Origin of the sequence: Paenibacillus amylolyticus (assembly GCF_047302515.1) — a bacterium.
Lineage (GTDB): Bacteria > Bacillota > Bacilli > Paenibacillales > Paenibacillaceae > Paenibacillus > Paenibacillus amylolyticus_G.
The window spans coordinates 1,993,461-2,007,786 of sequence record NZ_CP168019.1 but is presented as its reverse complement, the minus strand read 5'-3'; the positions used below and the strand labels follow the sequence as shown (position 1 = coordinate 2,007,786).

Below are 14,326 nucleotides of genomic sequence, written 5' to 3'. Positions count from 1 at the left end.
TTGAACCCGAATGAACCCAACGAGTCCTCAAAGCCAGCGTTTTTCACGAAAGAATTCACGCATAACCCTTACCCGGTATATGAAAAGTTAAGAAAAGAAGAGCCCGTTTTCCGAGTCATGTTTCCTCAAGGAGAATTCGGCTGGATGATTACTCGATACGAGGATGCAGTACAGATTCTGAAAGATCCTCGCTTCAGCAAAGACATGGTCCGACGTTACGGTGCTGACAATCAAAGCATTTTCTCGAATAATATGTTGTTCTCCGATCCGCCAGATCATAAACGTCTTCGCGGACTGGTGCAGAAAGCGTTCACGCCCAAACTGGTCGCAAACATGCGAAGCCATATTCAGGACATTGCTGATGATCTGCTGGACAACCTCCCGTCACAGGAAAAAATGAATCTGATCGATGACTTTGCCTTCCCGCTGCCCATCATTGTCATCAGTGAGATTCTGGGGGTCCCTGCCCAGGATCGTGACCAATTCCGCATATGGTCCAATACAGTAATTGATGCTTCCACAGCCGAGAGCGCTGAGCTGTTTGAGCAGCATTCCAAGGAGTTTACGGATTACCTTACGGCCTGGTTCGCAAAAGTACGTCAAGACCCGGGCACAGATCTGATCAGCCAGCTCGTCATTGCAGAAGAATCCGGGCAGCAGTTAACTGAACAAGAACTGCTTGGCGTGGTCTCTTTATTAATCATTGCCGGTCATGAAACAACCGTTAATCTCATCGGCAACGGCATTCTCGCCCTGCTGGAGCATCCGGAGCAACGCGAACTTCTTATCAAGCAACCCGAGCTTATTCACAATGCCATTGAAGAGATGCTGCGTTATAACGGACCGGTGGAGTTCAGCACATCCCGGTGGGCTCTGGAAGATATTGAATTCCGTGGACAGCATATTGCTCAAGGTGAACTTGTCATCGTTGCGCTTGATTCCGCCAACCGGGACGAACAGCAGTTTAAGGATGCTGATATCTTCGACATTACCCGCGAGAAAAGTTCACACCTGGCTTTTGGCAAAGGCATTCATCTTTGCCTCGGAGCCCCGCTTGCTCGTCTGGAAGGTGAGATTGCAGTCAGCACACTTCTGAATCGTTTTCCAAATATACAGCTTCAGGCAGATGTGAATGAACTGGAATGGAGACCTGGCATGATTGTTCGTGGTGTCAAGGAAATCCCGGTTCAACTTAAATAATGGCCAAATATGACCAAATGAGAGCGAGGCACATGACATCATGGAAATGAACACCTTGGTATGGATCGTTCTGTCGCTTCTGATCCTTGTATTGTTGGTCCGAGTCACCAGCCTGCAACATCAATTGAATGAATTGAAAAGAGATATCGAGCGTCTGGAGAACGGTTCAACCGGCAGCGTCCGATCCGACTTCAATTACACCTTGTCGCCGAAGGAAGCACCTCCTTCCCACACAAGCCAACCAGCCCAAACGGATTTGGATCAGGAACTGCTTACACTGATACAACAAGGGAAAAAAATTATGGCGATCAAACGACTGCGTGAAGCCAGAGGTCTTTCGTTGAAGGAAGCCAAAGACTATGTTGATTCCCTAGATCGGTAATATACAACTCACATAACTCTCGGGAGAAGTTACTCCAGACTTTCGGCTGTTAACACAGACGCAGTAGAAAGTATAGAATCTTCGTCCGAGAGTTTACTTTTCAAACGACATATGCTACTGTTATTTCTATATTACTAGAAATAAGAAATAAAGACGAAAGGACAGATCATTATGCAATCAAACTCAAATGAGATTGAACAAGTTGTCAAAATCCATAAAGCGCTGGGCGAACAAACACGGTACAAAATCATTCAGATTTTATCGGGCGAAAGCAACCTGTGTCCTGCCGATCTGGAGAGCCGCCTTGTTACGGTTGCCCTATCGACTCTGTCTCATCACCTGAAACAGCTGTCCGATTGTGGTCTGCTTACATCGCAAAAGAAAGGTACGTATATCTACTACAGCCTAAACACGGAGACCGCACAAAAGTTTGTTCCCTATCTGCTAAATAAATAAAAAATTTGAGTTTTATTTCTATATAATTAGAAATATTGAAACAGGGTTCAACATATATTAGCAGAACTAGGTCACCTAAATTTACGTTTATACCAATATTCATTATCTAGGTTGTAACATTACCATTCGTGCAGATGGGCTGCATTCAGAGCATTCATATCTTGTTCTATCGTCTTTATTTCTATATTTCTAAAAATATAATAATAATCAGAAAGAGGTTATGTTTCCATGTCTTCCACGCTCAAAATCTATGTTCTTGCCTTGGTCAGTTTCCTTGTAGGAACCTCCGAATATGTCATTGCCGGCATTTTGGATCGTATTGCAGATACGATGAATATCTCTTTAATCGCCGCCGGACAGCTCATTACGATTTTTTCACTCGTATATGCGCTAGGTACACCTGTCATTATTGCACTGACTTCGCGCTGGGACCGTCGCAAGCTGTTGTTATACTTCCTCGGTCTATTCGTTGTGGCTAATGTTCTTGCCTACCTGTTGCCGGGTTATGGACTGTTCGTCGCAGCACGCGTGTTGATGGCTTTGGGCGCGGGCGTTGTTGTTGTCACGGCATTAACGGTTGCTTCCCAAATAGCAGCAGAGGGCAAACAAGCTAGTGCAATCGCCACAGTAATCACGGGATTTACGGCTTCTTTGATCGTTGGCGTTCCGATCGGAAGGCTTGTGGCTGCATCTTGGGATTGGAAGCTTGTTTTCGCCGGCATTGCCGTTCTTGGCATTCTCGCCATGCTGGTGATCGCGGCCGCCATTCCGCCTTCCAAAGCAGAAGCGCCTGTTCCGCTGAAGAAACAACTGTCTTTGCTCAAACAGCCACGAATTGTACTGGCACTGCTGGTGACATTTTTCTGGTTAGGTGGTTATTCCATTGCCTACACGTACATTTCACCTTACCTTGTATCCGTTTCAGGAATGAGCGAAGCACTACTCAGTTCAGCTTTACTCGCATTTGGCATAGCAAGTCTGATCGGTTCAAAAGTTGGAGGATTCAGTGCTGACCGATGGGGTGTCAAACGAACGCTGATCACAGGCATGACATTGCATATCGTAAGTCTGGTCCTGTTGAATATAACGGCAAGCTCTCATCTCGCTGTCTTCCTTGTTCTGATTTTGTGGTCTTTTGCCGCGTGGTCCTCAGGTCCAACTCAGCAATATAACCTGGTCACCATGGCTCCGGAATCCTCTGGCATTATGCTAAGTCTGAATAGTTCGGTCATGCAATTAGCCATGGCTGCTGGCGCAGGTATTGGCGGAATCGCGGTCAGCAGCGTTTCATTATCATCCATTACCTGGATTGGCGCTGTCGGGGTTGCTGTTGCCGTCATCATCGTTATAGGCTCGTATCGTTCAGCACCTCTCAAAAGTACACAAACCAATACATCGCACAACGTTGCCTGATATGAATTTGTAGTACAAAAAACAAATTAAAAAGAGAGGCACTGTATGCATACAGTGGCCTCTCTTTAACCATTTTAACGGCTATTCTATTACCGATAAGCAGAACTCTTATTGGGCCGTAACTGCACCATCGATCGGATATACTGCACCATTGATATATGGTGCTTCATCTCCAAGCAGGAAGGAAACCAAATTCGCGATCTCTTCCGGTCTGCCCAGACGTCCGGATGGAATGCTGTCAACGGTTGCCTTGAACACTTCAGGGTTGTCTTTACCGAACTGAACAACCATCGGCGTCTCAATTGTACCTGGGGCAATCGCATTTACACGAATGTTGTCCTTGCCATATTCAATTGCAGCTGTACGCGTCAAGCCCACCACGCCATGTTTGGTTGCTGCGTAAGGTGCAACTGCAGGTACACCAACAATACCGGCTGTGGAGGCCGTGTTAAGAATGGAACCACCACCTGTTTTGAGCATTTCCGTAATCACATACTTCAACCCGTAGAATACACTTCTCAGGTTAATATCAATAATCTGGTCAAACTGCTCGATCGTATGTTCGATCAACTTGATACCAGGACCTGCAATACCTGCATTATTAAAGAACATGTCGATTCGTCCGAACTCTTCGACTGTTTTTTTCACATAATTCTCAACTTCAGGTGCTTTACTTACATCTGCTTGTACAAAAATAGCTTTACTTCCCAGCTTCTCAATCTGCTTAACCGTTTCAAGACCTGTCTCTTCGACAAGATCCACAACGACAATGGATGCACCCTTTTCAGCCAGCTTCAATGCTGCTGCTTGGCCCAATCCACTTCCTGCTCCAGTAATAATGGCTACTTTTCCTGCGTGACTCATGTTGATCTCCTCCATGTGTGTGTGTCATCTTGTGATTGGATCGATGAATACGATATGAAACGTACTTACATGCAATGATGCAATATGTAGGTCAAAAATGGCATAAAACCTTCCTGACTTTACCTATTCTAATAGACTTTCGACATAAAAACAAATCATATAATATGTATTCATACTATATCACCTGTCACATTTTCAGCATTTCAATTGAAGGAGCACACAACTATTACGTATTGTTGCATGCTCCTCTTTTACAAATACAATACTTTTTAAGTCGGTATCTTTACAACTTCAAACGGTGCATATCCGCTTTTTGAAACACTTTAACGCAGCAAATTCGTTTTTGCCAATTCAATAATTTCGTCCCCTCGTCCGTTGAGCACGGCTTTCATCATCCATAAGGTGAATCCTTCCGCCTGTTTGATATCAATCTTCGGAGGTAAGGACAATTCCTGACGATTCACCACCACGTCAATCAACACAGGACCATCATGCTGAAGCGCACGCTGTACAGCTCCTTCCAGTTCATCCGGATCCTCAACCCGAATACCTTCCATGCCCATGGCTTGAGCAACCATCGCAAAGTTGGGATTGACAAGCTCTGTTCCCGATTCCAGGAATCCGGCAGCTTTCATCTCCAGCTCAACAAAACCGAGTGCTCCATTATTAAACACCACAACTTTAATCGGCAGATTATGCTGTTTCAATGTCAATAGATCACCCATCAGCATCGTAATACCACCATCACCCGACAAAGAGATGACTTGTCTGCCCGGATCAGCGACCTGAGCGCCAATTGCCTGTGGCAAAGCGTTTGCCATCGTACCATGACTGAATGAACCGAGCAGTCTGCGATTACGAGACATCTCGATATAACGGGCCGCCCATACTGTCGGAGTACCGACATCACAGGTGAAGATGGCATTTTCAGCTGCGGCATCACTAATGACCTTGGTCAGGTACTGCGGATGAATGGGCTTTTTACCCGGTTTTCCAACGGCCAGCTCGTCCAGATCTTTGCGTACTTTCACATAACGATCCACACTTTTACGCAGATGTTTGTCACTGTGTTCCTCTGTCAGATAAGGAAGCAAAGTTTCAATGGTCGCTTTCACATCCCCACATACGCCGTAATCCAGCTTCGTGCGCCGACCCAGATGGGAAGATTGAATGTCGACCTGAAGGACTTTCGCATCTTCGGGATAGAATTGACGATATGGAAAATCCGTTCCCAGCATTAATAATACATCACAGTCCATCATGGCATGATAACCGGATGAATACCCGATTAGACCCGTAAGGCCAACGGAATAGGGATTGTCATACTCCAAATATTCCTTGCCTCGTAGCGCAATAACCATCGGGGATTTCAAGCGATCACAGAGCTGCATAAGGGGTTCCCGAGCGCCCGCGCAGCCTGCACCGCACAATAACGTAATTTTTTTGCCTTGATTCAGATACTCCGCCAGTTTCACGAGTTCAGGCTCAGAGGGATGTACCACGGGGTTGGTTACGTGATACACATGCTCAGGCACAGGAATATCCGCTGCTTCAAGTCCTGCTACATCCCCCGGTAATACAACGACGGACACACCTGAACGTGCAACTGCTGTCTGAATGGCCATCGTCAGAGAACGCGGCATCTGTTTGGCTGTTGTAATGACTTCACAATAATGACTACATTCCTGAAACAGATACTCCGGATGGGTCGCCTGAAAATATTCACTGCCAATCTCGTCACTTGGGATATGTGCGGCAATGGCGAGTACAGGAACACGATTACGATGACAGTCGTACAGACCGTTAATCAGATGCATATTACCAGGACCACTACTCCCTGCGCAGACAGCGATACTTCCACTGACCTGAGCGTCCGCCCCAGCAGCAAATGCAGCTACTTCTTCATGTCGTACATGAATCCACTCGATCTTCCCAGAACGACGAATGGAGTCGAGTACCGCATTCAAGGAGTCTCCAACAATGCCATATATGCGTTTGATGCCGGCGTTCAATAAGGATTCAACCAGAACGTCCGCGACTGTTTTTTTCATAAGTGATGGGTCTCCTTTAATTGCTCATTTTGATTATGTTTCCACTCGGTTAATATACCTATTCTTATACCCCAATCTTTCGAAAACCGAACCAACTCAATATGTATGTCTGGATATATGAAACAAAACCAGCCCCTTAAACCTTTATTCCAGCTATAGCAAAATGCCAAAAAATCCGCTTGTCGAATGACAAACGGATTACGGTTAAACTAGGTTTATTGTTATCCCGAATCCAAATCAGACATTAGATAGCAGGCATCACATTGCCACCACTAACCGGGATATAGGCACCCGTGATAAATGAGGACAGGTCCGACGCAAGAAAAGCTACCACATTGGCGATTTCCTGATCTTCACCCCTGCGCTTCAGCGGCACGGTACGCGTATATGCCTCATCATGTCCAGGCTCACTGGACCGATCACGTTCACTAATTGTCCATCCAGGTGCAACCTGGTTTACGGTAATCTGATACTCGCCAACCTCCTTGGCCAGCACGCGATATACGCCATCCATTCCACGCTTACCAGCGGTGTAGGCCGATTGGTGAGCGAAGTTTTGCATCGCACATTCGGTATTAATGCCAATAAAGCGACCTGCTTTGACGTTTTGCATATGTGGAATGAAAGCTTTGGCAAGATACACACTCTGCATAACACAGGACTCGAACTGACTCAAATAATCTTCAGGAGACTGTTCCAACACCGTTGTCCATTCATATTGAATGACCGCATTGGCAACGACGATATCCACTCCGCCGAGGACAGGCTGAATTTCATCACGAATCCGGAATGCCGTATCCTGCTTTGTAATATCTCCCTGTACAATAACAGCCTGACGACCGAGTGCTTCAATCTCACCCTGAAGCTCCCGAGCCTTGGTATCATTATTTATGTAATGTAGAGCCAGATTGGCGCCACAGGCTGCCAACGTGCGGGCGATGACTCTCCCCAGCTGTCCGGTTGCTCCTGTAACCAGAGCCGTTTTTCCTGAGAGATCCAATTGCATAACAGCGAAAACCTCCTTGAATTCATTTGATCGAAAACGATTTCGGAAAAATGTTACTTTTATTCATTAATTACGCGTTATTCAGAGAGATATACAGCATTGTTCAATGCTGTATATGGTAGTTCAACTTTTTTCCTATATGTGGAGACTATTAATTATGATTTTGAATGAGATCAATTTCCTGGAAGCGACTGACTTCCTTTTCCCAACGCTCTTCTACATATTGACGGTGAACCGGGTGATTGTTGTATGCATCATACGCAACCTGATCCGCAAAGACCATCGAGAAACTGTAGTCAAACTCATTCTTCTCACTTACCTGTTTCAGAACCTGAAATTGCTCTACGCCAGGAATGACAGCCAGTGCATCTGAACTTTCCTTCAAAAAGGCTTCGGCCTCCGGTGTATCTTTACCCGCGTAAAGTGTAAACGTTACCATATGTGTGATGCTACTCATCTCTATTTCCTCCTCCAATATGTTCGTACTCGTTTCCTAGTGTACATCCGAATGTGTTGTAAGCGCAATAATTGGTTTAATTAATTTTTAATGTACACAAAAAAACCTCAGGATAAATCCCGAGGTTTTCTTGTAATGTATGGACAAACTTATTTGTTGATGTTGTATTTACGGTTAAATTTATCAACACGGCCACCGATATCCACGTTTCTTTGTTTACCAGTGAAGAACGGGTGGGATGCGGAACTAGTGTCCACACGGATTACTGGGTAAGAGTTACCGTCTTCCCATTCCATAGTTTCGTTAGAGAACTTCGTGGAAGAACTCAGGAATTTGAAATCAGCACTTGCATCGTAAAAAATTACGAGTTGTGTCTTTGGATGGATGTCAACTTTTGGCATAATCTATTTACACTCCTTTAATATGGGTACTTCTTTAGAATCAAACTACATTTTATTATACTCTTTTTTTGGACAAAGTACCAGCAGGTTTTGAGGAATAGCTAAAAAAAATATGATATCTGTGATTTTGCACCTAATCAGGTGTCACGCCGTCCCTTTCTCCAGTACATTCAACATGTACTCCAAAGCCTCCAGTTCATCCCTGCCTCTTGTCTGTAATCTGACAACACTACCATATCGAATGGGTAGTAACGCCATTCCAAGCAGGCTTTTGACATCTACACGATGCTCATGCTCAGACTCCATATACGACAAAATAATATCCGAGGAAAAACGCGACGCTTGAGAAGATACCGACATCAGATCATCCCGATGAAAATCAGCGTGTATCATAAATTCATGTACTCTCACAACCTTCAGTTCCTTTCGCTAAGTACTTATTCACCAATATGGTGTGTATCCATTTATATATTAAAATCTTCATGAATTATACCATGTTATGGGAGCTTGACCCATACTTTTTTGCAAAAAAACAAAAAAAAGAGTCCTATACCGCAGGACTCTTTCCAGGCTGTTCTTACATACCATTCGGATATACCATGACCTTCAGACTGCCGCTTTTATTGTGTAATGCGCGCTCCATCGCTTGCTGTGTCTCTTCGAGTGAATAACGATCTGTAATCAGGGACATCACGTCATGCTGGCCGGAGCTCAGAAATTCAATTCCTGCCGGATACGTATTGGCATAACGGAATATGCCATAGATATCAACTTCATTGTCTGCAATAAATGGAACATTGAGTGCGATCTCATCCTGAGCAGGCAGGCCTACAATCGCAAGTTTGCCTCCACGTCGAAGTGAATACAGAGCAGATTGTAGTGCCTTCGGATTCCCTGCTGTTTCCCATGCGGTATCGACACCCACACCACCTGTTAACTCGCGAATCACAGCCAGCGCATCTTCATTCCGCACATTAATGGTATGCGTGGCACCCATGCGGCGAGCTGCTTCCAACCTAACTTCCTCCAGATCCGTTACAATGATCTTCTCTACACCGAAAGATTTGGCAGCAGCCACGGCCATGAGTCCAACGGGACCCATGCCCATAATCGCCAGGGTTGTACCCGGAGCCAACTTGCTGCGGCGTGCAGCGTGAATACCAACAGAGAATGGCTCGTTCATAGCTGCTTCCTCATAAGACAGATGATCCGGTATCGGGAATACCATATCTTCACGTATCACCATGTACTGTACAAATGCCCCATCCACCGGAGGGGTCGCTAGAAATTGTACATCCGGACACAGGTTATAACGACCTTCCTTGCATGCCGAGCAACGTCCGCAAGTCACCCCAGGCTCAATAGCAACCCGATCCCCTGTTTTGAGACGTGATACGTTCGAGCCAACAGCAGCAATGATCCCCGCACACTCATGACCCAGAATGATCGGTTTCTCCACCACAAATCTGCCAATGCGTCCATGTTCAAAATAATGCACATCCGAGCCACACACCCCGACAGCCATTACCTGAATTAACACCTCATCCGCTGCCGGTTGCGGGACGGGTTGTTCCTCAATAATAATGTGTCCTGGCTCTGTCATGATAGCAGCTTTCATGGTCTCGGGCAGTTCATGTTGTCCCATACGGTTCTCCTCCTCATGTATGTCCATGCTGTCTATTGTACATCAAAGAAAACAAGGTATCTTCTTACTTCCTTCCTAATTACCAAGTTCATCTGCATCCGCAATTCCACTCAATAGATTGTTCGACCTTGTTCATCCGCTATGCCGCTCTTGCGATAGAAGTACGTATTGATCATGTCCCGCCATTCCTTGGCGTGTTCGGCCTGGTTGTCCTGTAATGAAGCAACTTTACTGAAAATAACCGGGTCGATTTTTCCCTCCAGCCATCTCCATGTCTCGGCTAACGCCTCTGCCTGCACAACACCTTCAAAGTGTGTATCATAAATATGCTGAATGACCGTTTTACCCGAATGCAGAACATGGGTGTACGGCACGTGATGGAAAAATAAGATCAGCTCATCCGGACAGGTGTCTACGGACTCATAACGATCAGCATTCTCAGGGTGATACTGTGAAGTGTATCCTGTACCGCTGTTCACGGTTCGATCTACACCAATGCCATGACAATCGGCAAAGTGATACGTTCCCCATTTGGAATACTCGTATCCATCTACATTCGGCCCGTAATGATGTTCCGGATTAACCATCCAACCCACACCGAGAGGCGCCGTATAATTCTCATAGATATCTAGTGAAGTCAAAAGCATGCCCATAACCTGCCGCACAACTTCGTCTTCATGTCCAAATGTGAGTCTCACCCACTCATCAGCAATCTCTTCGGCGGACAGCTCCGGATTCCACGCAAGTCTTCCGTATCCATATAGATTCGCCTGCGCGAGTGGATGTCCTGTCCAACAGGCATCTGCACCAATATTGGATACTGCGGCGAAGCCACTGTATGGCCGTTTATACAGAGAACCGTCCGCGATTCGCTTGATCTCTGTACCTTCGCCTTTGGCGTATGTGTCAAAGTCCAATACTTCTTTCCACTGGGGAACCAGATAACAGAGATGACGTTGTTGCCCGGTATACTCCTGTGTAATCTGAAATTCAATCACCTGATTTGTATTTTCCATGGCGCCGAACAGCGGGGATACCGCCTCTCTCACCTGAAAGTCCATCGGCCCGTTTTTGATCTGCAAAATGACATTTTCGGCAAAACGCCCGTCCAGCGGCGTAAAGTGGTCATAGGCTGCACGTGCACGGTCTGTGGAACGATCCCGCCAGTCCTGCTTGCAGTTATAGACAAAGCAACGCCAGATGACCAATCCACCGAATGGCCGAAGGGCTTCAGCCAGCATGTTCGCACCATCGGCATGATCACGGTTATACGTGAATGGTCCCGGACGATTCTCGGAGTCTGCCTTGATCAGGTAACCGCCAAAATCCGGAATCGCTGCGTACACCTTGGCCGTTTGAATGTTCCACCATTCCCGAACCTGCGCATCCAGCGGATCAGCCGTACGCAAACCACCAATCTCAATTGGACTTGCGTAGTTGGCGCTCAGGAACAATCGAACACCATACGCTCTGAATTCAGCGGCAACCTTCGCCACATCACTAAGATAACGTTCCGTCAGAAACAGGCTCTCACGGCGGTGTACATTGACGTTGTTGATCGATATGGCATTGATGCCCGTGGAAGCGAGTAAACGTGCGTAATCCCGGATGCGTCCCAAGTCCAGCGTGAATTCCCCGTTATCATAGAAAATCGAGTCTCCTGCGTAACCACGCTCAATGCTGCCGTCCACGTTATCCCACTGATTAATCATCCGTAGCGCATTGGTTGGCTGCTCTGTAATGAAGCTCCACTTATTCACAGCATCATCCGCCTCATGTGCAATTCCTTGATCCATTGTCAGCTCTCGAAGCAGATGGAATGCACCATAGAGCACACCTTGGGGGGTCTCTGATCCAATGACCAGTACACCTTCGGTCTCGTTCTCACGAATGATGTACCCTTCCCCTTGAACAGTTGAACGCTCTGTCTCGCTGAACGACCCAGCCACCGAATCGCTCCCTGTCCAAGTACCGATTCGTATTGCGGGTGTGGAAGCGTGATTGTCCCGTTCACTTTCCTGAGTATCAGACAGATGACTGACCGACGGTTTCACGCCATATAACCTCTCCAGTCCCCGTGAAAGTTCGATCAGAGCTGTTGTGATCACTCCATGGTTCTCTTCCACCAATATCAGCTTGCTCCACGCAGGAGCCGTCTTTTGGGCAAGTCCATTCGCTCCTGGCAATTCAGAGTGATACCCCAGCCACGCATCATACTGTGGACCTGACAAGGCAGCTTGAACGACGGATTGGCTCATTGTACCGCCTCCTTGCTGGCATAGATCTGCCCAAGGTGATTCCCTTTTCCTTCGAGTAGCCATAGGATCGACGTTACACCACGCGGATAGTACTTGCTGCCTACCGCCACACCAGACAGGATCTGGTCACTCCAGCACCAGTAGGATTCCTCCGGATGCAGCAGCCAGTTGACATGAGCCGCGTCTGCTGCCTTGCCTGTCTCATTCCATTCCACATCCAGCAGCTCTCTAGCGATAAACTGGGACAAATAGATTTTGCTCAGCCACGAGTTATTGCTTGTTGAGGACAGTTTCCAGCCTCCATCTTCGAACAGACATGTTCCCGGTACAAGAACCGTTTTCAGATGAGTTTGGAGTGCTTTCAGATAAGGTCCAAAACGACCATTGACATCCAGTGCTGCTTCACAGCCTGTAAAGTACGGGAACACCAAACCTTCAATCGCCGGAATGATTCGAGAATCATTATTTTCTGCAATAACAGCTGGAATGTAGCCGCCATCAGTCAACTGTGCAGCAATACTGGCAGCGCAGCGATCCGCTTGAAGCCCTGCTTGATGGGACAGATCGGCCAACTTCTCAGTTGCGAACAGCTTCTCCAATGCAACATAGACCGCCCAACATTTACCCGCCAGATAGATATTATTGCGAGACTGTCCAAGTGACACATCCAGGCTGTCGTAGGTTGTAATCTCCGCTCCACCTTGGGTACGGCTGCTATCCAGACCCATCAGACCGTTACGCTGCTCTGCGTCGGGATGGTCACGATTAAGCATGCTTTCGAAGCAATCCTGGATAACAGGCAACGTGTTTTTCACAAAAGCCTGATCCTGTGTCTGTTCAATGTATACTGTCGCGCAGCAGAGCCAGTTCACCAGCTCCTCGTGGCTCATCTGTGAGAAACAGTCGTCAATGCCAACCAGCTCATATGCCGAGTGTCCAGGGCGTGAGAACACATTGGCAACACCAATATCATGGGTAAAGGTAATTCCGCCCGGATATAACTTCTCTTCCCCCGGGAAACGAACCTGATCCGTATAACTGTATCGTTTCACAAACCACTCCAGCTCATTACGCACCGTCCATGGATTCAAGGCAAGCTCGAAGTACAACTGGTCAGCCGTCAGATCAAGTGTGTTCATCATCCGATACTCCCCTTCGTTCACCACCCAGAGTGGCTCACCATCGGCATCCAGCAGTTGAGTACTGGCATAATAGCTGTGAATGGAATGAGCAAGCATGAATGATTGATCTTCGGTCAAAGCAGCCGATCCAAGGCGCTGTTCAACCTCTCCACAGGATGCAGTCAACTCACTAAAGCGTTGTAGTGCATACTCTCCTGCTGCCTGAATATCGGAAAAGTACCGCGTATACCAATACGTTGTGTCCATTCCGGTCGTCACAATGCCCCCGCGATAGAAACATACTGCAAATTGATACGTACGTTTCTCTCCAGCCGGAACCTCCATCAATAGTGCAGCGGTTGAGCCAAGTCCAAATGCCAGATTCTCCCGATGTTTCTCCTGCAACAGTTTCTCCAGCGTAAATCCGCGTGCGGGCCACAGTCCGTCATCTGCTGACATAATTGCTGTAAGTCGACCTTGTCCCACACCTGTGATGGAGCCACCTTCCGGTCCCCCAATCAGACGCATCGCAGAGTACGGATCATTGCCCTGATAGCCAAAGTAGGCTTTGCGGGATTGTTGACCTTCCGTATTGTCAATCGTCATCTCAACCAATACGGCAGGTACGAGTGCATCCATTAATTCTTCACGATCCCCATTCGTCGGATCAGGTACTGGACGTACAGGAGAGTAGATACGGAACGTCAGATCTCCAGCAGTCCACGTATCCGTACCTGAGGTAAATTCACGTGTAATATCTTCATCGCGAAAAGCCGTAATTAGAGGTTGTGGAACTTTGGTCGCTGTTGTCGACGCAGTGTCCCCATTCTCCAACTTCTCTACATCATAGCGGCTGCTCTCATCCTCGGAAGCTTCATAAAAAGGAAGCGCCTGATAATTGTCGCCATCGTGAGATTGTAATCCAATATATACATTCTGGTCAGCCGGCTTGCCGAGTTCAAGACCCAGCCCGCCTTTGGCTCCTTTGTAACCCAGTGTAAAACTCGCAAAAGCACCAATCGGTGCGTGATGTGCATTATAAAAGATGGATTTGGATGTATTCATGAATCAT

Annotated in this window: 13 protein-coding genes; 4 read left to right on the top strand and 9 right to left on the bottom strand. The window is 47.0% G+C overall.

The annotated features are described in order from the left end of the window. From ACDJ59_RS08885 to ACDJ59_RS08870, 4 genes are all read left to right on the top strand, one after another. Complete coding sequence (locus tag ACDJ59_RS08885) at window positions 1–1,200, top strand: cytochrome P450 family protein (protein WP_366344451.1); 1,200 nt, start codon at window positions 1–3, stop codon at window positions 1,198–1,200. 40 nt (window positions 1,201–1,240) lie between these two features. After that, window positions 1,241–1,582, top strand: coding sequence for a ribosomal protein L7/L12 (locus ACDJ59_RS08880; protein WP_413408437.1), 342 nt, complete (start codon window positions 1,241–1,243; stop codon window positions 1,580–1,582). A gap of 171 nt (window positions 1,583–1,753) precedes the next feature. Next, on the top strand, window positions 1,754–2,038 hold the full coding sequence (locus ACDJ59_RS08875; protein WP_036613842.1) for an ArsR/SmtB family transcription factor: 285 nt from the start codon (window positions 1,754–1,756) through the stop codon (window positions 2,036–2,038). A 228-nt stretch (window positions 2,039–2,266) separates the two neighbouring features. Beyond that, the gene (locus ACDJ59_RS08870; RefSeq protein WP_413408436.1) at window positions 2,267–3,451 is read left to right on the top strand and encodes an MFS transporter; all 1,185 of its coding nucleotides are present in this window, start codon (window positions 2,267–2,269) and stop codon (window positions 3,449–3,451) included. 108 nt (window positions 3,452–3,559) lie between these two features. On the opposite strand, the gene ACDJ59_RS08865 is transcribed toward ACDJ59_RS08870, so the two are convergent. From ACDJ59_RS08865 to ACDJ59_RS08825, 9 genes are all read right to left on the bottom strand, one after another. Further along, window positions 3,560–4,315, bottom strand: a complete 756-nt coding sequence (locus tag ACDJ59_RS08865) for an SDR family NAD(P)-dependent oxidoreductase (protein WP_036673709.1) — start codon at window positions 4,313–4,315, stop codon at window positions 3,560–3,562. Window positions 4,316–4,638: 323 nt separating this feature from the next. Continuing rightward, complete coding sequence (gene poxB / locus ACDJ59_RS08860; protein ID WP_413408435.1) at window positions 4,639–6,366, bottom strand: ubiquinone-dependent pyruvate dehydrogenase; 1,728 nt, start codon at window positions 6,364–6,366, stop codon at window positions 4,639–4,641. A 244-nt stretch (window positions 6,367–6,610) separates the two neighbouring features. Beyond that, window positions 6,611–7,372: an SDR family NAD(P)-dependent oxidoreductase gene (locus tag ACDJ59_RS08855; protein ID WP_413408434.1), complete on the bottom strand. Its 762-nt coding sequence runs from the start codon at window positions 7,370–7,372 to the stop codon at window positions 6,611–6,613. Between the two features lie 151 nt (window positions 7,373–7,523). Beyond that, entirely contained in the window at window positions 7,524–7,829 is a 306-nt protein-coding gene (locus tag ACDJ59_RS08850; RefSeq protein WP_413408433.1) for a Dabb family protein, read from the bottom strand. 149 nt (window positions 7,830–7,978) lie between these two features. After that, complete coding sequence (locus ACDJ59_RS08845; RefSeq protein ID WP_062834756.1) at window positions 7,979–8,230, bottom strand: type B 50S ribosomal protein L31; 252 nt, start codon at window positions 8,228–8,230, stop codon at window positions 7,979–7,981. A gap of 144 nt (window positions 8,231–8,374) precedes the next feature. Next, the gene (locus ACDJ59_RS08840) at window positions 8,375–8,623 is read right to left on the bottom strand and encodes an HPr family phosphocarrier protein (protein WP_017688214.1); all 249 of its coding nucleotides are present in this window, start codon (window positions 8,621–8,623) and stop codon (window positions 8,375–8,377) included. Window positions 8,624–8,807: 184 nt separating this feature from the next. Continuing rightward, on the bottom strand, window positions 8,808–9,875 hold the full coding sequence (locus ACDJ59_RS08835; protein ID WP_413408431.1) for an NAD(P)-dependent alcohol dehydrogenase: 1,068 nt from the start codon (window positions 9,873–9,875) through the stop codon (window positions 8,808–8,810). Between the two features lie 110 nt (window positions 9,876–9,985). Beyond that, entirely contained in the window at window positions 9,986–12,133 is a 2,148-nt protein-coding gene (locus ACDJ59_RS08830; RefSeq protein WP_413408430.1) for an alpha-glucuronidase family glycosyl hydrolase, read from the bottom strand. Further along, complete coding sequence (locus ACDJ59_RS08825) at window positions 12,130–14,319, bottom strand: glycoside hydrolase family 52 protein (protein ID WP_413408429.1); 2,190 nt, start codon at window positions 14,317–14,319, stop codon at window positions 12,130–12,132. Before ACDJ59_RS08825 ends, ACDJ59_RS08830 begins: the two co-directional genes overlap by 4 nt. Window positions 14,320–14,326 lie beyond the last annotated feature (7 nt).

Excerpts from the sequence above, each read along its gene's own strand:
- ACDJ59_RS08880 (WP_413408437.1), top strand. The coding sequence starts at position 1,241 with ATGGAAATGAACACCTTGGTATGGATCGTTCTGTCGCTTCTGATCCTT.
- ACDJ59_RS08875 (WP_036613842.1), top strand. The coding sequence starts at position 1,754 with ATGCAATCAAACTCAAATGAGATTGAACAAGTTGTCAAAATCCATAAA.
- ACDJ59_RS08870 (WP_413408436.1), top strand. The coding sequence starts at position 2,267 with ATGTCTTCCACGCTCAAAATCTATGTTCTTGCCTTGGTCAGTTTCCTT.
- ACDJ59_RS08865 (WP_036673709.1), bottom strand. The coding sequence starts at position 4,315 with ATGAGTCACGCAGGAAAAGTAGCCATTATTACTGGAGCAGGAAGTGGA.
- poxB (WP_413408435.1), bottom strand. The coding sequence starts at position 6,366 with ATGAAAAAAACAGTCGCGGACGTTCTGGTTGAATCCTTATTGAACGCC.
- ACDJ59_RS08855 (WP_413408434.1), bottom strand. The coding sequence starts at position 7,372 with ATGCAATTGGATCTCTCAGGAAAAACGGCTCTGGTTACAGGAGCAACC.
- ACDJ59_RS08850 (WP_413408433.1), bottom strand. The coding sequence starts at position 7,829 with ATGAGTAGCATCACACATATGGTAACGTTTACACTTTACGCGGGTAAA.
- ACDJ59_RS08845 (WP_062834756.1), bottom strand. The coding sequence starts at position 8,230 with ATGCCAAAAGTTGACATCCATCCAAAGACACAACTCGTAATTTTTTAC.
- ACDJ59_RS08840 (WP_017688214.1), bottom strand. The coding sequence starts at position 8,623 with ATGATACACGCTGATTTTCATCGGGATGATCTGATGTCGGTATCTTCT.
- ACDJ59_RS08835 (WP_413408431.1), bottom strand. The coding sequence starts at position 9,875 with ATGGGACAACATGAACTGCCCGAGACCATGAAAGCTGCTATCATGACA.
- ACDJ59_RS08830 (WP_413408430.1), bottom strand. The coding sequence starts at position 12,133 with ATGAGCCAATCCGTCGTTCAAGCTGCCTTGTCAGGTCCACAGTATGAT.
- ACDJ59_RS08825 (WP_413408429.1), bottom strand. The coding sequence starts at position 14,319 with ATGAATACATCCAAATCCATCTTTTATAATGCACATCACGCACCGATT.